Annotated in this window: 18 protein-coding genes; 6 read left to right on the forward strand and 12 right to left on the reverse strand. The window is 70.8% G+C overall.

What is annotated here, in order from left to right; translation table 11 throughout:
• Positions 1 to 116 precede the first annotated feature (116 nt).
• From usfY to OCU_RS44995, 4 genes are all read right to left on the reverse strand, one after another.
• Positions 117 to 428, reverse strand: a complete 312-nt coding sequence (gene usfY, locus OCU_RS44980; protein WP_008259932.1) for a protein UsfY — start codon at positions 426 to 428, stop codon at positions 117 to 119.
• Between the two features lie 54 nt (positions 429 to 482).
• Positions 483 to 866 (reverse strand): hypothetical protein, encoded by a 384-nt coding sequence (locus OCU_RS44985; RefSeq protein WP_014380994.1) that lies wholly within the window; start codon positions 864 to 866, stop codon positions 483 to 485.
• A 151-nt stretch (positions 867 to 1017) separates the two neighbouring features.
• Complete coding sequence (gene lat, locus OCU_RS44990) at positions 1018 to 2370, reverse strand: L-lysine 6-transaminase (RefSeq protein ID WP_041787223.1); 1353 nt, start codon at positions 2368 to 2370, stop codon at positions 1018 to 1020.
• Between the two features lie 63 nt (positions 2371 to 2433).
• Entirely contained in the window at positions 2434 to 2886 is a 453-nt protein-coding gene (locus OCU_RS44995; protein ID WP_008259938.1) for an Lrp/AsnC family transcriptional regulator, read from the reverse strand.
• 30 nt (positions 2887 to 2916) lie between these two features.
• On the opposite strand from OCU_RS44995, the gene hglS reads away from it, so the two are divergent.
• From hglS to nei2, 5 genes are read left to right on the forward strand one after another with little or no spacing between them, the layout of a single operon-like run.
• The gene (gene hglS / locus OCU_RS45000; protein WP_014380996.1) at positions 2917 to 4152 is read left to right on the forward strand and encodes a 2-oxoadipate dioxygenase/decarboxylase; all 1236 of its coding nucleotides are present in this window, start codon (positions 2917 to 2919) and stop codon (positions 4150 to 4152) included.
• Positions 4149 to 5669 (forward strand): L-piperidine-6-carboxylate dehydrogenase, encoded by a 1521-nt coding sequence (amaB, locus tag OCU_RS45005; protein WP_014380997.1) that lies wholly within the window; start codon positions 4149 to 4151, stop codon positions 5667 to 5669. Before hglS ends, amaB begins: the two co-directional genes overlap by 4 nt.
• A gap of 55 nt (positions 5670 to 5724) precedes the next feature.
• Positions 5725 to 6384: a TetR/AcrR family transcriptional regulator gene (locus tag OCU_RS45010; RefSeq protein WP_026071218.1), complete on the forward strand. Its 660-nt coding sequence runs from the start codon at positions 5725 to 5727 to the stop codon at positions 6382 to 6384.
• 36 nt (positions 6385 to 6420) lie between these two features.
• Positions 6421 to 11025 carry an ATP-dependent helicase gene (locus OCU_RS45015; protein WP_014380999.1) on the forward strand — a complete coding sequence of 1535 codons (4605 nt, stop codon included), beginning with the start codon at positions 6421 to 6423 and terminating at the stop codon, positions 11023 to 11025.
• A gap of 1 nt (position 11026) precedes the next feature.
• On the forward strand, positions 11027 to 11782 hold the full coding sequence (gene nei2, locus OCU_RS45020; protein ID WP_014381000.1) for an endonuclease VIII Nei2: 756 nt from the start codon (positions 11027 to 11029) through the stop codon (positions 11780 to 11782).
• Here nei2 and OCU_RS45025 read toward each other — a convergent pair.
• Positions 11779 to 12696 carry an extracellular catalytic domain type 1 short-chain-length polyhydroxyalkanoate depolymerase gene (locus tag OCU_RS45025; protein WP_014383210.1) on the reverse strand — a complete coding sequence of 306 codons (918 nt, stop codon included), beginning with the start codon at positions 12694 to 12696 and terminating at the stop codon, positions 11779 to 11781. The two genes, nei2 and OCU_RS45025, sit on opposite strands and share 4 nt — an antisense overlap.
• Before the next feature lie 191 nt (positions 12697 to 12887).
• On the opposite strand from OCU_RS45025, the gene OCU_RS45030 reads away from it, so the two are divergent.
• A complete protein-coding gene (locus OCU_RS45030) occupies positions 12888 to 13247 on the forward strand; it encodes a DUF732 domain-containing protein (RefSeq protein ID WP_009954626.1) in 360 nt (119 codons plus the stop codon).
• Positions 13248 to 13555: 308 nt separating this feature from the next.
• Here OCU_RS45030 and OCU_RS45035 read toward each other — a convergent pair whose 3' ends face one another.
• The 7 genes from OCU_RS45035 to OCU_RS45065 form a co-directional block, all read right to left on the reverse strand.
• Positions 13556 to 14563, reverse strand: coding sequence for a magnesium transporter CorA family protein (locus OCU_RS45035; RefSeq protein WP_014381002.1), 1008 nt, complete (start codon positions 14561 to 14563; stop codon positions 13556 to 13558).
• A gap of 12 nt (positions 14564 to 14575) precedes the next feature.
• Complete coding sequence (locus OCU_RS45040) at positions 14576 to 15724, reverse strand: PPE family protein (protein WP_014381003.1); 1149 nt, start codon at positions 15722 to 15724, stop codon at positions 14576 to 14578.
• Positions 15725 to 15866: 142 nt separating this feature from the next.
• A complete protein-coding gene (locus tag OCU_RS45045) occupies positions 15867 to 16997 on the reverse strand; it encodes a PPE family protein (protein WP_014381004.1) in 1131 nt (376 codons plus the stop codon).
• Between the two features lie 225 nt (positions 16998 to 17222).
• Entirely contained in the window at positions 17223 to 18029 is an 807-nt protein-coding gene (locus tag OCU_RS45050; protein WP_014381005.1) for an MBL fold metallo-hydrolase, read from the reverse strand.
• 49 nt (positions 18030 to 18078) lie between these two features.
• Positions 18079 to 18366, reverse strand: coding sequence for a CDGP domain-containing protein (locus OCU_RS45055; protein WP_009954619.1), 288 nt, complete (start codon positions 18364 to 18366; stop codon positions 18079 to 18081).
• Positions 18367 to 18423: 57 nt separating this feature from the next.
• Positions 18424 to 19305, reverse strand: a complete 882-nt coding sequence (locus OCU_RS45060; RefSeq protein ID WP_026071217.1) for a pseudouridine synthase — start codon at positions 19303 to 19305, stop codon at positions 18424 to 18426.
• Positions 19302 to 21056: a glycerol-3-phosphate dehydrogenase/oxidase gene (locus tag OCU_RS45065; RefSeq protein WP_036459611.1), complete on the reverse strand. Its 1755-nt coding sequence runs from the start codon at positions 21054 to 21056 to the stop codon at positions 19302 to 19304. The genes OCU_RS45060 and OCU_RS45065 overlap by 4 nt, the downstream gene beginning before the upstream one ends.
• Positions 21057 to 21077 lie beyond the last annotated feature (21 nt).

Raw genomic sequence — 21077 nt, forward strand, 5'->3', positions numbered from 1 at the left:
TACCCACTCGACGGCGCCCGTAATCTCGGATTCGGGTTTCCGGCAGGATCTGACCGCGGGCGACGTCGTGGCAGGTCACCCGGGAAAAGCGGGGCGCCGCATGCGCGGACGGCCCCCTAGCTGGCGGGCCTTTGCCGCAGCACCTCGGGATGTTCGGAGTACCAGCGATCCGCGAGCCTGCGTATCCGCCGGTGCTCCAAGCCCAGCCAGATCAGACCCAGCACCGCGGCGACGACGGCGGTGACGCCCGCGGTCATGCCTTCGTGGTGGTGTCCGGTCGCGAAGGCCGCCAGGCTCCCGCAGGTGCCGATCACCCCCGCGACCACCAACAGGTACCCCGGCCAGTGCAGGACGTCGATCAGCGACTCGCCGGCGAGCGGCCGCGTGGTCCTGAGATGGTCGACGGGGTCGTGATAGGTGTCTCCCATGGCTGCTCCCTGCTCCTCAGCGCACCATCAACGTTAGATCGCGGGGAGGCAAACCTAAAGAGCCAGCACCGGACCGGCGATCGGGGCGACGCCCATGGCGACCATGAGCGCCATGACGGTCAGCAGGAACCACCCGGCGCCCTGCCATCCCCACCAGGTTCCGCGGGCCTTCCACACGCGGTACGTGCGCACGAACGCCCAGATCCCGCCGGCCAGCGCGATCATCGGACCGCCGATCGCCAGCAGGGTGCGCTGCGGCGGGCCGCAGGCCACCGTGTCGACGCTCCCGGCCGGACACGTGCTCACCCACACCGCGGCGATCAGCAGGAAGCCGACGGCGGCGGCCGTCGCCGCGGCGGCGAACCGGACGGCGGCGAGCACCTCGCGGTCTTCCTGTCCCAGGCGGTCACCGCCTGGTCGCTGGCCTGCTTTCTGCATCGTCCTCACCTCCCCGGATTCGGCCCCGCCTACGTTCATCGCTAGCCGCGTCGTTTTGGTTACAACCCTCGCGGCTACGCCCCCCGGCGGCGGGTCTAATAAATACCCCCGGACAAACCGGGGCAAACGGCCCGGGGATCTGGTCAGGCCGTCAGGGCCGGTCGGTCAGGGCGCCGCGAATGGCCCGCATCGCGGCGTCGATCTCGGCGCGCGTGACGGTCAGCGCCGGGCGGAACCGGACGCCGTCGCGGCCCGAGGGCAGCACGATCACCGCGCGCCGCCACAGCCGGCGGATCAGCTCGTCGCGGTCGGCGGCGCTCGGCAGGCTGAACGCGCACATCAGCCCGCGGCCGCGGGGCTCGAGGACGACGCCGGGGAACTCGGCGGCGAGTTGCTCGAGGCAGCCCAGCAGGTAGGCGCCCTGGGCGGCGGCGCGATCGAAGAGTTCGTCGGCCTCGATCACCTCCAGGATGCGGCGGGCGCGCACCATGTCGGCCAGGTTGCCGCCCCACGTGGAGTTCAGCCGGGACGGCACCGCGAACACGTTGTCGGCGACCTCGTCGACGCGGCGGCCCGCCATGATGCCGCACACCTGGGTCTTCTTGCCGAATGCGACCACGTCGGGTTGCACGCCGAATTGCCGGTAGGCCCAAGCGGTTCCGGTCAGGCCGCAACCGGTCTGCACCTCGTCGAAGATCAGCAGCGCGTCGTGCCGGTCGCACAGCTCGCGCATGGCGGCGAAGAACTCCGGCCGGAAGTGGCGGTCCCCGCCTTCCCCCTGGATCGGTTCGGCCACAAAGCAGGCGATGTCGTGCGGGTGGGCCTCGAAGGCCGCGCGGGCCTGGGCCAGCGACGCGGCCTCGAGCGCGGCCACGTCGGCCCCCGGCCGGATATAGGGGGCGTCGATGCGCGGCCAGTCGAACGTGGGGAAGCGATCCACGGTGACCGGGTTGGTGTTGGTCAGCGACAGCGTGTAGCCGCTGCGGCCGTGGAAGGCGCCGCGCAGGTGCAGCACCCGGGTGCCCAGCGCGGGGTCGAGGCCGCGCGCCTCGTTGAACCGGCTCTTCCAGTCGAACGCCACCTTGAGCGCGTTCTCCACCGCGAGCGCCCCGCCGTCGACGAAGAACAGGTGCGGCAGCGCCGGGTCGCCCAGCACCCGGGCGAACGTCTCGACGAAACGGGCCATCGCCACCGAGTAGACGTCGGAATTGCTGGGCTTGTTCAGCGCGGCGGTGACGAGCTCCGCCCGGAATGCGTCGTCGCCGGCCAGCGCCGGGTGGTTCATGCCCAGCGCCGAGGAGGCGAAGAACGAGAACATGTCGAGGTAGCGCCGGCCGTCGCGGGCGTCATAGAGGTAGGAGCCGTGCGAGCGGTCCAGATCCAGGACGAAGTCGAAGCCGTCGATCAGCATGCTGCGCGCCAGCACCTCATGGACGCGGCCGGGATCGCGGTCGGCGTCCGGGCGGCGACCGGCGCGGGCGAAGCGTTCCAGGGCGGCCGTCATGACGCCCATGCTACGGGCAAGACGCCGGATTTTTACACTATTATGGCGCTGTGCCAGGATAATTTATGGAATATGCTGCCTGTCCGCGTAAAAAGTATTCAGGATGATGGTGCTGCGGGTCTTGACGTTCGCCGCCGTCCGGATCCGCTGCAGCAGGTCCTCGAGCGCCCGGGCGGACGCGACGCGCACCAGCAGGACGTAGCTTTCTTCGCCGGCCACCGAGTGACACGATTCGATTTCCTCGATGTGCTCGAGGCGGGCGGGCGCATCATCGGGTTGAGAGGGATCCAGAGGAGTGATGGCCACGAACGCCGACAGCAGGTGCCCGACGGCCTCCGGGTCGACGCGCGCCGAGTATCCGGCGATCACGCCGCGGGCCTCGAGGCGGCGCACCCTCGACTGGACCGCCGACACCGACAGCCGGGCGCTGGCCGCCAGCTCCGCCAGCGTCGCGCGCCCGTCGGCGACCAGTTCGCGCACCAGGATCCGGTCGACATCGTCGAGCGTCTCACTCATGGCCGGAGACTATCGCAGGAACGGCGCGCCGTGACCCGCGCGAAATGGCTGCCGACGTGGCAGCTTCGCGCGTTGTTCGCGGCGGGCCTCTCGGCGATGTACGCCGCCGAGGTGCCCGCTTACGGCACCCTGGTCGCGGTGAGCGAGCAGGTCAACGCCGATGTCGTGGCGCGCCAGCCCGACGCCGAACGGTTCGGCTCGCTGCGGCGCGTCACCGCCGAGCGGCACGGCGCCATCCGTGTCGGCAGCCCGGCCGAATTGGCCGCGGTCGCCGACCTGTTCGCCGCGTTCGGCATGCTCCCGGTCGGCTACTACGACCTGCGCTGCGCGGCCTCCCCCGTCCCGGTGGTGTCGACCGCCTTCCGGCCGGTCGATGCAAACGAGCTGTCGCTCAACCCTTTTCGGGTGTTCACCTCGATGCTGGCCACGCGCGACGCGCGCTTCTTCGACCATGACCTGCGCCGCCGCGTCGAGGCCTTCCTGGCGCGCCGCCGGCTGTTCGATCCCGCGTTGCTCGCCGGCGCGCGCACCATCGCCGCCGACGGCGGCTGCGCCCGCGACTGCGCGCACGAGTTCGTCGCGGCGGCGGTGGCGGCGTTCGCCTTGTCGGCCGAGCCCATCGACAAGTCCTGGTACGACGAGTTGTCGCGGGTGTCCGCGGTGGCCGCCGACATCGCCGGCGTCGGCTCCACCCACCTCAACCACCTGACGCCGCGCGTCCTCGACATCGACGATCTGTACCGACGGATGACCGGGCGGGGCATCACGATGATCGACGCCATCCAGGGGCCGCCGCGCACCGACGGGCCGGCGGTCCTGTTGCGCCAGACCTCTTTTCGCGCCCTGGCCGAACCCCGCCGGTTCCGCGGCGCCGACGGCCGGATCACCGAGGGGGCGCTGCGGGTGCGCTTCGGCGAGGTGGAGGCCCGCGGTGTCGCGCTGACCCCGAAGGGCCGCGCGCGCTACGACGCCGCGATGAGCGCCGCCGACCCGGCCGCGGTGTGGGCGGAGCACTTTCCGCCCACCGACGAGCAGATGGCCGCCGAGGGGCTGGGCTACTACCGCGGCGGTGACCCGTCGGCTCCGATCGTCTACGAGGACTTCCTGCCGGCGTCGGCGGCGGGCATCTTCCGGTCGAACCTGGACAGCGACGCCGAAACCGCCGACGCGCCAGACGAATCCGGCTACGACGCGCAGTGGCTGGCCGGGGCGATCGGCCGCGACATCGCTGACCCCTACGCGCTCTACGAGGAGGCCTGCGCATGACCACCGAACAGTTACGCGCCCGGGTGCTGGGGGCATTCGACGCGATCGGCGTCACCGCGAGCCTCGGCGAGCCGGACGCTCATGGGCTGCCGGCCAGCACGCCGATCACCGGCGAGGTGCTCTTCACCGTCGCCCCCACCACGCCCGAGCGCGCCGAGCGGGCGATCACCGAAGCGGCCCAAGCGTTTTCGGTGTGGCGAACCACGCCCGCGCCGGTGCGCGGCGCGCTGGTGGCGCGGCTGGCCGAGTTGCTGACCGAACACAAGCGCGAGCTGGCCACCCTGGTGACCGTCGAGGTCGGCAAGATCACCTCCGAGGCGGCCGGCGAGGTGCAGGAGATGATCGACGTCTGCCAGTTCGCCGTCGGCCTGTCGCGCCAGCTGTACGGGCGCACCATCGCGTCGGAACGGCCCGGGCACCGGCTGCTGGAGACCTGGCACCCGCTCGGCGTGGTCGGAGTGATCACCGCGTTCAACTTCCCGGTCGCCGTGTGGGCGTGGAACGCCGCGCTGGCCCTGGTGTGCGGGGACCCCGTGGTGTGGAAGCCCTCGGAGCTGACGCCGTTGACGGCGCTGGCCACCCAGGCGCTGATCGCCCGCGCCGCGGCCGACGTCGGCGCCCCGCCCGCGGTGAGCTCCCTGGTGCTCGGCGACCGCGACCTCGGCGGGCTGCTGGTCGACGACCCCCGGGTCGCGCTGGTGTCCGCGACCGGTTCGGTGCGGATGGGCCGCGAGGTGGGCCCCCGCGTCGCCGCGCGGTTCGGCCGGGTGCTGCTGGAGCTGGGCGGCAACAACGCCGCCATCGTGACCCCGTCGGCCGACCTGGACCTCGCGGTGCGCGCCGTGGTGTTCGCCGCCGCCGGCACCGCCGGCCAGCGCTGCACCAGCCTGCGCCGGCTCATCGTCCACGAATCGGTGGCCGACGAGGTGGTGGACCGCGTCGTGTCCGCCTTCCGGCGACTGCCCATCGGCGACCCGTCCGCGCCGGGCACGCTCGTCGGGCCGCTGATCCACGAGACCGCCTACCGCGACATGGTGGGGGCGCTGGAATCCGCGCGCGCCGACGGCGGCGAGGTCATCGACGGCGACCGCAGGCACCCGCAGGGTCGCGAGCAGCCGAGCGCCTACTACGTCGCGCCGGCCGTGGTGCGCATGCCCGCTCAGACCGCCATCGTGGCGACCGAGACCTTCGCGCCCATCCTCTACGTGCTGACCTACGACCGGCTGGGCGACGCGATCGCCCTCAATAACGCCGTGCCACAGGGGCTTTCGTCGTCCATCTTCACCACGGACCTGCGCGAGGCCGAACGGTTCCTGGCCGAATCCGACTGCGGAATCGCCAATGTCAACATCGGCACCTCGGGCGCCGAGATCGGCGGCGCGTTCGGCGGCGAGAAGGAAACCGGCGGCGGGCGGGAATCCGGCACGGATTCGTGGAAGGCCTACATGCGCCAAAGTACCAATACCGTCAATTATTCCGGTGAGTTGCCGCTGGCCCAGGGCGTGAAGTTCGGATGAAGCCTGTGAATCCATTGTGGCGGTCGTCTCATGTCGTGTGAGTACTATCTGACACATGCCGACAGCCCGAAGGCGTCTATCCCCCGAGGATCGGCGCGCTGAGCTGCTCGCTTTAGGGGCAGAGGTTTTTGGGAAGCGACCTTACGACGAGGTCCGCATCGATGAGATCGCGGAACGCGCCGGGGTGTCGCGGGCCCTGATGTACCACTATTTCCCCGACAAGCGAGCGTTCTTCGCAGCGGTGGTCAAGGACGAGGCCGACCGCCTGTACGAGAACACCAACATGGACGACGTCACCGGTCTGACCATGTACGAGGAGATCCGAGTCGGCGTGCTGGCCTACATGGCCTACCACGAGCAGAACCCGGAGGCCGCCTGGGCGGCGTACGTCGGGCTGGGCCGGTCCGACCCGGTGCTGCTGGGCGTCGAGGACGACGCCAAGAACCGCCAGATGGAACACATCATGTCCCGGATCAACCAGCTGCTCACCGAGCTGAACACGGGCATGGAACCCGACGTCGAGCGGCACCTGCGGGTGATCCTGCACGGCTGGCTGGCGATGACCTTCGAGATCTGCCGGCAACGGATCATCGACCCCACCACCGACGCCGACAAGCTCGCCGACGCCTGCGCGCACGCGCTGCTCGACGCGATCGCGCGGGTGCCCGAGATCCCGGAGAAGCTCGGCGAGGCGATGTCCACCTCGCGGCTCTAGGCGCGGCATGTCGGTCCCCGTTGGCACCATGGATGGGTGAGCACTCGCGCTGATTCCGGGCCGCCCGGCCCCGCCGACCCGCTGGGCCGGTTCAGCGCCGTCACCCGCGAGTGGTTCACCGGCACCTTCGACGCGCCGACCACGGCGCAGGCCGAGGCCTGGGACGCCATCGCCGACGGTCACCACACTTTGGTGATCGCCCCCACCGGGTCCGGCAAGACGCTGGCGGCGTTCCTGTGGGCGCTGGACAGCCTCGCCGGCGCGGCCGACCGCCCGCCGGGCACCCGGGTGCTCTACGTGTCCCCGCTCAAGGCGCTGGCCGTCGACGTCGAGCGCAACCTGCGCACCCCGCTGGCCGGGCTCACGCGCATCGCCGAACGCCGGGGCCTGCCGCCGCCGGACATCAGCGTCGGCGTGCGCTCCGGCGACACCCCGCCCGCCACCCGCCGCCAGCTCATCAACCGGCCTCCCGACGTGCTGATCACCACACCGGAGTCGCTGTTTTTGATGCTCACCTCCGCCGCCCGCGAAACCCTGGCCGGGGTGCAGACGGTGATCGTCGACGAGATCCACGCCATCGCCGCGGGCAAGCGCGGCGCGCACCTGGCGGTGTCGCTGGAGCGCCTCGACGCGCTGCGGGAGGACAAACCCGCCCAGCGGATCGGGCTGTCCGCGACGGTGCGGCCACCTGAGGAACTCGCCCGGTTCCTGTCCGGGGGGCAGCCGACCACGATCGTCGCGCCGGCCTCGGCCAAGACCGTCGAGCTCACCGTGGCCGTGCCGGTGCCTGACATGGCGAACCTGGCGAACAACACGATCTGGCCCGACGTGGAGAACCGCCTGGTCGACCTGATCGAGGCGCACAACTCGACGATCGTGTTCGCCAATTCGCGTCGGCTGGCCGAACGACTTACCGCCCGCCTCAACGAGATTCATGCCGAGCGCAGCGGCGTCGAGCTATCCACGGAGGCCAATCCGAAGGTGGCGGGCGGCGCCCCGGCCCACATCATGGGCTCCGGCCAGACCTACGGGGCCGAGGCGATACTGGCGCGCGCCCACCACGGTTCGGTCAGCAAGGAACAACGCGCCCTGGTCGAGGAGGACCTCAAACGCGGACTGCTCAAGGCGGTGGTGGCGACCTCCAGCCTGGAGCTCGGCATCGACATGGGCGCCGTCGATCTGGTGATCCAGGTGGAGGCGCCGCCGTCGGTGGCCAGCGGGCTGCAACGCATCGGCCGGGCCGGGCACCAGGTCGGCGAGGTCTCCCAGGGGGTGCTGTTCCCCAAGCACCGCACCGACCTGATCGGCTGCGCGGTCAGCGTGCAGCGCATGCTGGCCGGCCAGATCGAGACGATGCGGGTGCCGGCCAATCCGCTCGACATCCTGGCGCAGCAGACCGTGGCGGCCGCCGCGCTCGAGCCGCTGGACGCCGACAAATGGTTCGACACGGTGCGCCGGGCCGCCCCGTTCGCGACGCTGCCGCGCAGCGTGTACGAGGCCACCCTGGACTTGTTGAGCGGCAAGTACCCCTCCACCGATTTCGCCGAGCTGCGTCCGCGGCTGGTCTACGACCGCGATACCGGCACGCTGACCGCGCGCCCCGGCGCGCAACGCCTGGCGGTGACCTCCGGCGGCGCCATCCCCGACCGGGGGCTGTTCACGGTGTATCTGGCCTCCGAGGCCGAAAAGCCTTCGCGGGTCGGCGAACTCGAAGAGGAAATGGTCTACGAGTCCCGCCCCGGCGACGTCATCTCGCTGGGCGCCACCAGCTGGCGCATCACCGAGATCACCCACGACCGGGTGCTGGTGATCCCGGCGCCCGGCCAGCCGGCCCGGTTGCCGTTCTGGCGCGGCGACGGGGTCGGCCGCCCGGCCGAGCTGGGCGCCGCGCTGGGCGCGTTCACCGGTGAGCTGGCCGGGCTCACCCGGGAGGAATTCGAAACCCGCTGCGCCGGACTGGGTTTCGATGCCTACGCCACCGACAACCTGGCCCGCCTGCTCGACGAGCAGCGTACCGCCGCCGGGGTGGTGCCCACCGACACCACCCTGCTCGTCGAGCGGTTCCGCGACGAGCTCGGCGACTGGCGGGTGATCCTGCACTCGCCCTACGGGCTGCCGGTGAACGGTCCGCTGGCGCTGGCGGTGGGACGGCGGCTGCGGGAACGCTACGGCATCGACGAGAAGCCCACCGCCTCCGACGACGGCGTCGTGGTGCGCCTGCCCGACACCGTGTCCGATTTCGCGTCGGACACGGGGATCGAAACCCCGCCCGGCGCGGACCTTTTCGTCTTCGACGCCGACGAGATCGACCCCATCGTCACCGACGAGGTGGGCGGCTCGGCGCTGTTCGCATCGCGGTTCCGCGAATGCGCGGCGCGCGCCCTGTTGTTGCCGCGCCGGCACCCGGGCCGCCGCTCGCCCCTGTGGCAGCAGCGCCAGCGCGCGGCCCAGTTGCTCGAGGTGGCCCGCAAATACCCCGACTTCCCCGTCGTGTTGGAGACCATCCGCGAATGCCTGCAGGACGTCTACGACGTCCCCGCCCTGGTGGCGCTGATGACCGGCATCGCCCAGCGCAGGGTGCGGGTTGTCGAGGTGGAAACCGCGCGGCCCTCGCCGTTCGCGGCCTCGCTGCTGTTCGGCTACGTCGGCGCGTTCATGTACGAGGGCGACAGCCCGCTGGCCGAGCGCCGCGCCGCCGCGCTCTCGCTGGACAGCACGCTGCTGGCCGAGCTGCTGGGCCGGGTGGAACTGCGCGACCTGCTCGACCCCGAGGTCATCGCCGCCACCGCCCGCCAGCTGCAGCACCTCTCTGCGGAACGGGCCGCGCGCGACGCCGAGGGCGTCGCCGACCTGCTGCGGCTGTTGGGCCCGCTGACCGAGGAGGAGGTGGCCGCCCGCGCGGGTGGCGCCGACGTGGGGGGCTGGCTGGAGGGCCTGCGCGCGGCGCGGCGCGCGCTGACGGTGTCGTTCGCCGGCCGCGGCTGGTGGGTGGCCATCGAGGACATCGGGCGGCTGCGCGACGGCATCGGCATCCCGGTTCCGCTGGGCGTGCCGACGGCCTTCACCGGGGAGGTCGCCGACCCCCTGGGCGAATTGCTGGGCCGCTACGCGCGCACCCACACCCCGTTCACCACGGCCGAAGTGGCGGCCCGATTCGGCCTGGGGCTGCGGGTGACCTCCGATGTCCTGGGCCGGCTGGCCGCCGACGGGAGGCTGGTGCGCGGCGACTTCGTCGCCGAGACCCCGGGGCCGTCCGGCGGTGTCGCCGGGGCCGAGCAGTGGTGCGATGCCGACGTGCTGCGCATCCTGAGGCGGCGGTCGCTGGCGGCGCTGCGGGCCCAGGTCGAGCCGGTCAGCACCGCCGCCTACGGGCGCTTCCTGCCCGCCTGGCATCACGTGGGGGCGGCCGAATCGCCGCGCGCCCCTGGCCATTCCGGGCTGGACGGGCTGATGTCGGTGATCGATCAGCTGGCCGGCGTGCGGATCCCCGCTTCGGCGATCGAGCCGCTGGTGCTGGCCCCCCGGGTCCGCGACTACTCCCCCGCGATGCTCGACGAATTGCTGGCCACCGGCGAGGTCACCTGGTCGGGCGCCGGGTCGATCTCGGGTAGCGACGGCTGGATCGCGCTGCACGCCGGCGAATCCGCGCCGCTGACACTGACCGGGCCCGCCGACATCGAGCTCGGCGACGCCCACCGCGCCATCCTGGACACGCTCGCCGGGGGCGGCGCCTACTTCTTCCGCCAACTCGCCCACAGCGGGGTGCCCGACGCCGCGCTCAAAACGGCGCTGTGGGAACTGATCTGGGCCGGCTGGATCACCGGCGACACGTTCGCCCCGGTGCGTGCCGTCCTCGGCGGCGCCGGCGCGCGCAAGCGCTCGGCGCCCGCGCACCGCTCGCAACGCCCGCCCCGGCTGAGCCGGTACAGCGTCGCGCACGCGCAGTCCCGGCCCGCCGACCCCACCGTCGCCGGCCGCTGGTCCATCCTGGCGGCCCCCGAGCCGGATTCCACGCTGCGCGCCCACTACCAGGCCGAGCTGTTGCTGGGCCGCCACGGCGTGCTGACCCGGGGCGCGGTGGCCACCGAGGGCGTCCCCGGCGGGTTCGCCACCCTGTACAAAGTGCTGAGCGCCTTCGAGGACGCGGGCCGCTGCCAGCGCGGCTACTTCATCGAGTCGCTGGGCGGGGCGCAGTTCGCCGTCGCGTCGACCGTCGATCGGCTGCGCAACTTCAGCGAGGGGGTCGATCCGGAACGGCCGCAGTACCGGGCGGTCGTGCTGGCCGCCGCGGACCCCGCCAACCCGTACGGCGCGGCGCTGCCCTGGCCCACCTCCGGCGGCGAGGGCGCGCGCCCCGGCCGCAAGGCCGGCGCGCTCGTCGTGCTGGTCGACGGCGAGCTGGCCTGGTTCCTGGAGCGCGGTGGGCGCTCGCTGCTGACCTTCACCGACGATCCCGGGGCCCACGACGCGGCGGCGGCGGCCCTGGCCAACCTGGTTACCTCCCGCCGCGTGGCGGGGATGCTGGTGGAGCGCATCGACGGGGTGCCGGCCCTGGCCCCCCGCGCCGAGGCGTCCGGCCCGCTGGGCGCGCTCTCCGAGGCCGGATTCCACACGACGCCACGCGGACTGCGGCTGCGCTGAGATGCCCGAAGGTGACACCGTCTGGCACACCGCCGCCGTGCTGCGCGAGCACCTGGTCGGCGCGACGCTGACCCGATGCGACGTTCGGGTGCCGCGGTTCGCCACCGTCGACCTCACCGGCGAGGTGGTCGACGAGGTCGTCAGCCGCGGCAAGCACCTGTTCATCCGGGTGGGACGGGCCAGCATTCACTCGCATCTGAAGATGGAGGGCAGCTGGCGGGTCGGCGAGCGCCCGGTGCGGGTCGACCATCGGGCGCGCATCGTGTTGGAGACCGGCACCGTCCGGGCCGTCGGCGTCGACCTGGGCGTGCTGGAAATCCTGGACCGCGACCGGGACGGCGAGGCCGTCGCGCACCTGGGACCCGATCTGCTGGGCGAGGATTGGGACGCCGCGCGTGCCGCGGCCAACCTGACGGCCGACCCGCACCGGCCGATCGCCGAGGCGCTCTTGGACCAGCGGGTGCTGGCCGGGATCGGCAACGTCTATTGCAACGAATTGTGTTTTGTCAGCGGGCATCTGCCCACCGCGCCGGTGGGCGCCATCGCCGATCCGCTCCGGCTGGTCTCCCGCGCACGAGAAATGCTGTGGCTCAACCGCTTTCGGTGGAATCGGTGCACCACCGGCGACACCCGCAGCGGGCGCCAGCTCTGGGTATACGGGCGCGCCGGGCAACGCTGCCGTCGCTGCGCCACCCCCATCAACGTCGACGACACGAAAGAGCGGGTGGCCTACTGGTGCCCGTCGTGTCAGCGCTAGTCCCGTGCGTGGGCGAGGAAAAACTGGGCGATGGCCTCCGACCCGTCGAGCGCGTGCGTGGTGGGCCCGATGACGGCCGCGGGCAGATATTGCTTGCCGCCCGGCCAGGTGTGCCCGCCCTTGTCGATCTTGTAGAACACCACCTCGGTGGACGCCGCACACGCCGCGGAGACAAACCGGCGGACGACCGTGCCGTCGCGGACGTCGGGCAGCAGCTCCATCGACGGTTCGCCGGCGCACCCGTCCGCCGCGCGCCACTTGGCCACCATGGCATCCGCCGAGATGGAATGGCTGAGCCCGCCACGGCCGCGGACCGCGCCACCCTTGAACGGCACCAGCGGGTCGGCGGTCCCGTGCGCCTCCCATACCGACACCGGCCGCGACGGGTTGCAGGCCACACCCACGCCCAGGGTGCCGGCCACCGGCGCCGCGGCGGCGAAGACGTCGGCCCGGTCGCAGGCCAGCCGGTTGGACATGAAGCCGCCATTCGACATCCCCGTGACGAAAACGTGTCCGGGCGCGATGTTGAAGTCGTTTCGCAGCTTGCCCACCAGCCCGACGAGGAAGGCCACGTCGTCGATGTGGCGGCGATCCGCGGGTGACGCGCCGCGCCCGTCGGCCCAGCTCTTGTCGTACCCGTCGGGGTAGACGACCAACAGGTCGTGGGCGTCAGCAACGGAGTTGAACCCCGTCAGCGCGCGCTGCGCGATCCCGGTTCCGCCGCCGCCGTGCAAACTGAGCACCAGGCCGATGGGGTCGCCCGCCGGCACGTGCAACATGTAGGTTCGGTCCATGCCGCCGGATCGGAACGTACCGGAAACGTCTCGAGCGCTTGCCGCCGACACGTGCCGCACCCCGCAGCCGGCCACGCATATCGCCACCACAGCGAGCCACAGCCATCGCGCGTACGGCATGTTGTCAGGTCGCCGACGGCGCAGCGACGGACAACGAACGGTTACGCGCCGCCGAAAACGGAGCAAACATTGATGTGGCACGGACCGCATTATCGGCGATCCTCCATCGGGTAACGCCGCGGCGTGCGAGCATTCGAACTGGCCCCGCCCTCAGCAAGCTACGGCTCTTCTGTTCCACGGGAGTATCACAGATGACGAGCACCCAGATCCGCAAGCCCGGCCGGGCGCGGTCGCTCCTGGCTATCGGCGCCGTGCCGGTCGCCGGCCTACTCAGCGCGATGACGGCACCGGCGAGCGCGCACGCCACCTCCGCCGATGACGCGTTCCTCGCCGCGCTGAAAGCCAAGGGGATCAATTTCGAGTCGCCCGAGGCGGTGGTCAACTCCGGTCATACCGTGTGCCACGAACTCGATTCGGGCCAAACGCCGGAACAGGTTGCCAACAACGTGCTGTCCAGCAGTTCGCTGGACAGCTATCACGCAGGTTACTTCGTCGGCGTCAGCATCAAGGCGTACTGCCCCAAGTACGCGGCGGCTGCATCCGGGTCCTGAAATTTACAGCCGGTTGACAGACTGGTGACCAATTCGCGGCTAAAGTTGGAACATCCGAAACTAATGTGACGACCACAAGGCCAAAATGATTCCGAAACTTTTGGTCGGTGTTGCGGGTGCCGCCATCGTTCTTGGCGCTTCCGGTTGGACCGCAGCATCGGCCAGCACCGACCCTAATCCCTTCAGTCATCTCAGCTGCGCCTGCAAGGAATTGGATCCACCGGGCGGCTCCGCCCAGCGGGACAAAATCAGCCAGGGCATCCAACACGGTCTTTCCGCCGCACCCCCGGTCGCACAGTGAGCGCGGTCTAGATCCAGTCGCGACGTTTGAACATCACGTACAGCACCACCATCAGGACGGCTATCACGCTGGTGCTGGCGGCGAATCCGGCCGCCGTACCGAAGCCCGGGTAGGGAACGTTCTGCCCGTAGAACCCGGTGATCGCCGTCGGCACGGCGATGATGGCCGCCCATCCCGTCAACTTCTTCATGACGGTGTTCAGCCGGGCGTCCTGCAGCGACAGATTGGTCTCGAAAATCGTGGTGACCATGTCGCGCAGCGACTCCGTCCATTCGGACACCCGCAGCACGTGGTCGTAGAGGTCGGCGTACAGCGGGTCGAGCTGGCGGTCGGCGCCGTCCGAAATGCGGTGGTGCTGAATCGAATTGACCACGTCGCGCATCGGTAACGCCACCCGCCGCAGGTTCACCAGGTCCCGGCGCAACCCGAAGGTGCGGCGCGCAAAGTCGCCCTTGCGCGACGTGCCGTCGAACAACTCGTCCTCGATGCCCTCGATGCCGTCGTCGAGGGCCTCGACGGCGGCGAAATGGCTGTCGACCACGACGTCGAGCAGGCCGTGCACCAGGGCACCGACGCCGTAGGCCTGGCCGCCGATCTCCTCCCACCGCCGGGTCACCAGCGCCATGTCGAAGTCGGGCGTCAGGCGCACGGTGATCAACCCCTGCGGCAGCACGAACGCCGAGATGCGGCGCATCGACAGCGTGCGACCGGGGGCGTCGACGACGTTCGTTGCGGCGCCGGCGATCTCGGCGGCGTACACGGTGAAGAAGGTGTGGGTCTCGTAGCCGGTGGCTTTGACCCGTTCGGCCGCCGCCACGGCGTCTTCCACCGCCCAACGGTTCAGGCCGAGCTCGCCGGCCAGGCCGCCCAGGGTGTCGTGGTCGGGATTGCACAGGTCGGCCCACACCAGGGTGTCGGGCTCGGCGAGGTAGTCCGATATCTTGCCGAACTCGAAGTCGTCCTGCGCCTTGCCGCCGCGCCACACGCGGCCCTGGATCTGCGGAGCGGTCTGCACCAGGCGATCTTCTCAGCCCGCCGACGGCGGACGGTGCATCACCGTGCCCGGAAGCTCCGCGCCGTACTCGATGTCGTCGTAGTCGCGGCCCTTGCGGCGGCGAGCGCCGCTCGCACCCGAGCCGGGGCGCACCGGGGTCATCGGGAGCATGGGCGGCTCCGCGCCGCCCGGGGGGAGCGGCGACACCGCCGAGGCGAGCTGCACCGGCGCCTGCGAGGTTCCCAGCATTCCCACCGTCGCGGGCGGCATGGTCAGGTGGCCCAGCGAAATTCCCACACCCAGCGCCGCCCGGGGCGCCAGTGACGACCCCGCGGCGCCGACCGCGCTGACGAGCCGCGTCTCCGCCGAGGCCAGCGCCGCGGCGCCGTCCGCCAACCCCGGACCGATGTCCTCGCCCAGCGACGCAAACGCGTGGGCGGTGGCCAATTGGGCCCACACACCCAGGATGTTGACGGGCACCCCGCCCGCGATGAACTGATTCCCCCAGGTGCTCCAGTACCCGAACCAGCCCTCGTTGGGGTCGAAAGCGTCTGCGGCGCTTGACCCTTGGCCGATCGAGTCGGCGGCCAGGAGCTGCGCCCCGGAATTGCCCGTGGTCGCCGCGTGCACCATGGCGGCCTGTGTCGTGGCCCCCGAGGGGTTGGCCACCTCGGGCGGCGGCGAGAACTGCGGCAGCTTGACCGCGCCCGCCGAGGTCGCGGCGTAGCGATACATGGCCGCGGAGTTGTTCACCCACATGGTGTGGTACTCGGCCTCGGTTTCGGCGATGGCCGGGTAATTGACCCCGAAGAAGTTGGTGGCCAACAACATCGCCAGGCGCGCCCGGTTGGCGGCCACCAGCGAGGGATGAACCACCGTCCAGTGGGTCCATTCGAACGCAGCGGCAACGACTTGCACCGACGCCGCGGTCTGCTGGCACTGCTGCGCGGTGAGGCGCAGCCAGGCGAGATAGGGTTCCAGCGCCTGGGCCATCGCCATCGACGACGGACCGTGCCACGTCGTGGACAGCCACGACAGCTCCGCGGTGTAGCTACTCGCCGATTGCTCCAGCTCGGCGCTCAATTCCTGCCAGAAGCCGGCGGCTTCGATAAGTGACCAAGCGCCGGGTCCGGAGTGGATCAGCGCCGAGATTATCTCGGGCGGCAGTATCCCAAAATCCATGAACCTTTACCTTGGGGAAGAAGTGGGTGGGGCGAGCGCCGCGCGTCGGCGCGGGTGCTGGTGGCCGCTGAGGGACCTGTCAGACCCGGCCTACCCGGTGCATGCGATCGGCGCCCGCAGTCGTGCGGCGCCACCGTCAATGTCATCCGGCCGACGGGTTTCGAGGCATCACTTTGCCTTTGACCTCCCGGCCCACGGCAACGTCCTCGTACTTTTGCTGTTTGCGTTTTCGCCAGCCGGTGCCCGCCGAGGCGGTCGGCGGCGGCACCATCATCGGCATCATGGGAAATCCGGATTCCGCGGCGGGCAGCGGGGACGCCGCGGACGCGAGTTGTACCCCGGTCGGTGTGCCCGGCAGCAGGCCGACCACGGCGGGGGGCGCGGTCAACTTGCCCAGCGATACCCCGACGCCCAGCGCGCCGGTCGGGGCCGCCGACGCTCCCGCGCCGATGCCCTTGATCGCGTTGGCCAGGGTGGCTGAGGTCAGTCCCAGGCCCTCCGACAGGCCCGAGCCGATGTCGCCACCGACGGACGCGACGCCTTGCGCGGTCGCCAACTGCGCCCACACGCCGAGCATGTTGACCGGGAAACCGGACGAAATTTCCTGGTTGCCCCATGTGCTGAGCCAGCCGAACCAGCCGGCGTTGGGGTCAAAGCTGTTGAGGCCGTCGAGAATGTTCGAACCCTGCGAACCGCCGGCGTCTACTTCGGCGTTCATCACCGCGGCCTCTTGGTTGGCCGTCCCGTCGGGATTGGTGTCGGGGACCGGCGAGGTGAACCGGGACAGCTGCCCCGTCGCCTGCGACGTCGTCGCCTGATAGCGGGTCATCGCCGCGGCGTTGTTCGCCCACATGGTCTGGTATTCGTTTTCGGCCTCGGCGATCGCCGCGGTGTTGGTCCCGAACCGGTTGGTCGCCAGCAACTGCCGCAGGCGCGTCCGGTTGGCGGTGACGACCGAGGGGTGGACCACCGTGGCGCGAGTGGCGCTGAAGGCCGAGGCCGCCGCCTCCGCCGAGGTGGCCATCTGCGCGGACTGCAGCGCGGTCTCGCGCAACCACAGCAGGTAAGGCTGGACGGACTGCAGCATGGCCGTCGCGGACGGGCCGTCCCACGATTCGATGAGCGAGGTCAACGTGGAGGTATAGGTGGAGACGGAATTCTCCAGTTCGACGGCCAGGCGCTGCCAGGCGCCGGCGGCCTCGATCAGCGAGCCCGCTCCGGGCCCGGTGTGGATGAGTGTCGAGGTGACCTCGGGGGGTGCTAGTAGATCCATCTCGTCTCACAATGCCCACGCTGAGAACGCCTCAGCAAATTTCCGTTAACCAGGCCGCGAAAAAGCCCCAAACTCTGTACGTCGATGCCTGCTACCTGCCGTCGGTACCTCCCAGTTCGACCGCAAGCCGCTAGGACACCCTATACCCCCAGCAACGGCCTCCTCTTCCCATTTAATCGAGCCGGGGACTTGGCACCCGCCGCTGGTCGGGAGCGGGGCCGTCTATCAGACGGTCACCGAGTCGCCGCGGTTCACCGTGACGATCCGGTCGCCCAGCCCGCGACGCTGCATTTGCCGGGTGAAGTCGGACAGCGGCGACGCGAACACCGCGTAGTCGTCGAAGTGCACCGGGATGGCCTTCGGCAGGCCCAGCATCGCGACGAGTTCGGCCCCCTGGCGACCGTCCATGGTTACGGTCAGCCCGAACGGAAGCCGCCGGCCGGCCGGCAGCCGGGTGCCGCCGAGGGGCAGCATGCCGACGTCGATCGGGTCGAACCGCGCCGGGATCTCGTCGAGCTCCTGGATCAGCAGGGTGTCCCCGGAGATGTAGAGCCGGCGCCGGGGTGAGCGGTCGGCGGAGCCGATTTCGAGCATGGTGCCCATCACCGGCGGCAGCAGGCGCCGGCTCCACCCCGGCGCGTGGCGCCCGGGCAGCGACGTGAGGGTCACGGTGGTGTCGCCCTTGGTGATCGTGTGCTGTTGCCAGGTTTGCAGGCCGCGCGCGTGCGCGAAACCGCGGTGGTGCAGGCGTTTGGCGGCGTGCGGCGTCGTGATGATGGGCAGGTCGTGGTCGAGACCCCGCTGCGACACCCTGTCCCAGTGGTCGCCGTGCAGATGGGAGAGCACGACGGCGTCGAGGCGCGGAAGTTCGTCGATGCCCAACGCCGGCTCCTTCAGGCGCTTGGACACCAGCCCGTGGCCGAGGTAGGCGCGTTGCCCGCGGTGCAGGAAATTCGGGTCGGTCAGCAGCGTCAGCCCGCCGACGGAAATCAGCGTGGTGGCGTTGCCGACGAACGTGACGGCGATGTCCATACGCGCGGGCTACCCGATCCCGGGCGGTCCACGCCGCGGGTTGCCCGCCTCAGTCGATGTGCGACGGGGGGTCGGCGAACGCGAGGTCCGACGGGCGCTGGTCGGGACCCATCACGTCGCAGTGCCCGTCGGGCACGAGGTAGGAACTGGCGCCGTTGGGAATCAGGCGGGTGACGGCCACGCAGCGTTGCCAGGTGCCGTCGGGCTGGACGGGCCCGTCGCACTTGCTGAGCACGCCTCCCCCGTACTGGCAGCCGGCGCTCACCGGCGGTGCCCAGGCGATGAGCCCGGCGGCCGTCAGCAGGGCCGCCGATCCCGACACGATGCCGCGCTTCATGGTCGCCTCCCGTCACCTCGCCCTGGGGCCCTGCGGCGTTGCCGACTGCTTGTGACGCTACCGCTTGCGCACCCTGTCCGCGTAGGGATCACGGCGGCTGACGAACTCGCGCCGCACGCCCGAGCGCGGGTCGGTGAACTCGATGCGCCGTGCCAACAACCGCAGCGGTGTGCTGAAGTCGTCGGGCGCAACGTCAATCACGTTGGGGTACAACGGATCCCCTTCGATCGGTATCCCCAGCGAGGCCATGTGCACGCGCAGCTGGTGGGTACGCCCGGTGCGCGGGGTCAGCCGGTAGAGGCCGTCCGCGCTCACCAGCTCCACCAGCGTCTCGGCGTTGGCCGCTCCCGGCTCGCAGACCGCCTGCAGCTGACCCCGGCGCTTGACGATGCGGCTTTTCACCACGCGGGGCAACCGCAGCGCCGGGTCCACGGCGGCGCGGGCCAGATACGTCTTGTCCACCAGGCCCCGCGAGAACAGCGTCTGGAACGCGCCCCGCATTTCGCGGCGCGCGGTGAACACCAGCACGCCGGCGGTCAGCCGGTCCAGCCGGTGCGCCGGGCTCAGCTCGGGCAGCTCCAGCTCCCGGCGCAGCCGCACCAGCGCGCTCTGCGCGACGTGTCGTCCCCGCGGCATGGTGGCCACGAAGTGGGGCTTGTCGACGACCACGATGTCGTCATCGCGATAGAGCACCGGGATCTCGAACGGCACCGGCACCTCGTCGGGCAGCTCGCGGTAGAGGTAGACGCTCGCCCCGGCGGGCAGCACGGTCTTGGCATCGATCACCGCGCCGTCGGCGCCCACCACCTCCCCGGCCAGCACCTTGGCGCGGGCCGGCGCGCCGAACCGGGCGCTCAGCTCGGCCAGCACCGGTCCGCCCCGCAGCCGCACCCGCGCCGGGCCGAGCCCGTCACGCACGGGAAGCGGGGCGGGCCTCACTTGAGCGGGACCGGCTCGAGGATCTCGGCGCGGGCCTCGGGCGCGCTGGCCCGCAATTCGTCGGCCGACACGTCGTCGGGCTGGGCCTGGGACAGCACCTCGGCCTCCACCCGGGCGGTGTAGTTGGCGACCTCGCGGTCGATGTCCGCCGCGGACCAATTCAGCACCGGCGCAACCACATCCGCGACCTCGCGGGCGCAGTCGACACCGCGGTGTGAGTATTCGATGGAGATGCGCATCCGGCGGGCCAGGACGTCCTCCAGATGCAAGGCCCCCTCGGCGGTCACGGCATAGAGCGCCTCGACCCGCAGGTAGCCCGGCGCCTCCTTGATCGGGTCGAGCAGGTCGGGGCGGTCGTCCGCCAGCGCCAGCACGTCGCCGATCAGCGAGCCGTAGCGGTCCAGCAGGTGGCGCACCCGGTAGGGGTGCAGCCCCTGCAGCTCGGCGACGTGCTCGGCCTGGTTGATGAGCGCGAAGTAACCGTCGGCGCCCAGCAGGCTGACCTTCTCGGTGATCGACGGCGCCACCCGCGCCGGAATGAATTGGGCCGCAGCGTCAATCGCATCCGCGGCCATCACCCGGTAGGTGGTGTACTTGCCGCCCGCGATGGCCACCAATCCCGGCGCGGGCACCGCCACGGCGTGCTCGCGGGACAGCTTCGAGGTTTCCTCGCTCTCCCCGGCCAGCAGCGGCCGCAGCCCGGCGTACACCCCGTCGATGTCGGCGTGGGTCAGCGGGATGGCCAGCACCGTGTTGACCGTGGTGAGGATGTAATCGATGTCGGCCTTGGTGGCCGCGGGATGGGCCAGGTCGAGATTCCAGTCGGTGTCGGTGGTGCCGATGATCCAGTGGCTGCCCCACGGGATGACGAACATCACCGACTTCTCGGTGCGCAGGATGATCGCGACGTCGCTGACGATGCGGTCGCGCGGCACCACGATGTGCACGCCCTTGGAGGCCCGCACCTGAAATCGCCCGCGCTGCTTGGACAATGCCTGGATCTCGTCGGTCCACACCCCGGTCGCGTTGACCACCACGTGGCCGCGGACTTCGGTGACCGCGCCGTCCTCGGAATCGCGGACCCGCACCCCGGTCACCCGATCGCCCTCGCGCAGCAGGGCAACGACCTGGGTGGAGGTACGCACCACCGCGCCGTAATGCGCTGCGGTGCGCGCGACGGTCATCGTGTGCCGGGCGTCGTCGACGACCGTGTCGTAGTAACGGATTCCGCCGATCAACGAGCTGCGCTTGAGGCCCGGGCTCAACCGCAACGCGCCCGCACGGGTCAAATGCTTTTGTGCCGGAACGGATTTCGCGCCGCCCATCCGGTCGTAGAGAAAGATGCCGGCTGCGATGTAGGGCCGTTCCCACACGCGGTTGGTCAGCGGGAACAGGAACGGCATCGGCTTGACCAGGTGCGGCGCCAGCGTGGTCAGCGACAGCTCGCGCTCGTAGAGCGCCTCGCGGACCAGGCCGAACTCCAGTTGCTCGAGGTAGCGCAGGCCGCCGTGGAACATCTTCGATGAGCGGCTCGAGGTGCCCGAGGCGAAGTCGCGCGCTTCCACCAGCGCCACCTTGAGCCCGCGGGTCGCGGCGTCCAGCGCGCAGCCCGAACCCACCACGCCGCCGCCGATCACGACCACGTCGAACTGCTCGGCGCCCAGCCGGTCCCAGGCCGCCTGCCGCTGTTCCGGACCCAGCACGGACACCGGCGAGCTTCGCTGGGTGGACGCGTGGATGGGATCAGTCACGACCTGGACTCCTCACTGGGT

This window comes from Mycobacterium intracellulare ATCC 13950 (assembly GCF_000277125.1).
In the GTDB taxonomy this organism is placed as follows: Bacteria; Actinomycetota; Actinomycetes; order Mycobacteriales; family Mycobacteriaceae; genus Mycobacterium; species Mycobacterium intracellulare.

Excerpts from the sequence above, each read along its gene's own strand:
- OCU_RS45030 (WP_009954626.1), top strand. The coding sequence starts at position 12,888 with ATGACGAGCACCCAGATCCGCAAGCCCGGCCGGGCGCGGTCGCTCCTG.
- OCU_RS45055 (WP_009954619.1), bottom strand. The coding sequence starts at position 18,366 with ATGAAGCGCGGCATCGTGTCGGGATCGGCGGCCCTGCTGACGGCCGCC.
- OCU_RS44985 (WP_014380994.1), bottom strand. The coding sequence starts at position 866 with ATGCAGAAAGCAGGCCAGCGACCAGGCGGTGACCGCCTGGGACAGGAA.
- lat (WP_041787223.1), bottom strand. The coding sequence starts at position 2,370 with ATGACGGCCGCCCTGGAACGCTTCGCCCGCGCCGGTCGCCGCCCGGAC.
- OCU_RS45025 (WP_014383210.1), bottom strand. The coding sequence starts at position 12,696 with ATGCCGTACGCGCGATGGCTGTGGCTCGCTGTGGTGGCGATATGCGTG.
- OCU_RS44995 (WP_008259938.1), bottom strand. The coding sequence starts at position 2,886 with ATGAGTGAGACGCTCGACGATGTCGACCGGATCCTGGTGCGCGAACTG.
- usfY (WP_008259932.1), bottom strand. The coding sequence starts at position 428 with ATGGGAGACACCTATCACGACCCCGTCGACCATCTCAGGACCACGCGG.
- nei2 (WP_014381000.1), top strand. The coding sequence starts at position 11,027 with ATGCCCGAAGGTGACACCGTCTGGCACACCGCCGCCGTGCTGCGCGAG.
- OCU_RS45045 (WP_014381004.1), bottom strand. The coding sequence starts at position 16,997 with ATGGATCTACTAGCACCCCCCGAGGTCACCTCGACACTCATCCACACC.
- OCU_RS45040 (WP_014381003.1), bottom strand. The coding sequence starts at position 15,724 with ATGGATTTTGGGATACTGCCGCCCGAGATAATCTCGGCGCTGATCCAC.
- OCU_RS45010 (WP_026071218.1), top strand. The coding sequence starts at position 5,725 with ATGCCGACAGCCCGAAGGCGTCTATCCCCCGAGGATCGGCGCGCTGAG.
- OCU_RS45050 (WP_014381005.1), bottom strand. The coding sequence starts at position 18,029 with ATGGACATCGCCGTCACGTTCGTCGGCAACGCCACCACGCTGATTTCC.
- amaB (WP_014380997.1), top strand. The coding sequence starts at position 4,149 with ATGACCACCGAACAGTTACGCGCCCGGGTGCTGGGGGCATTCGACGCG.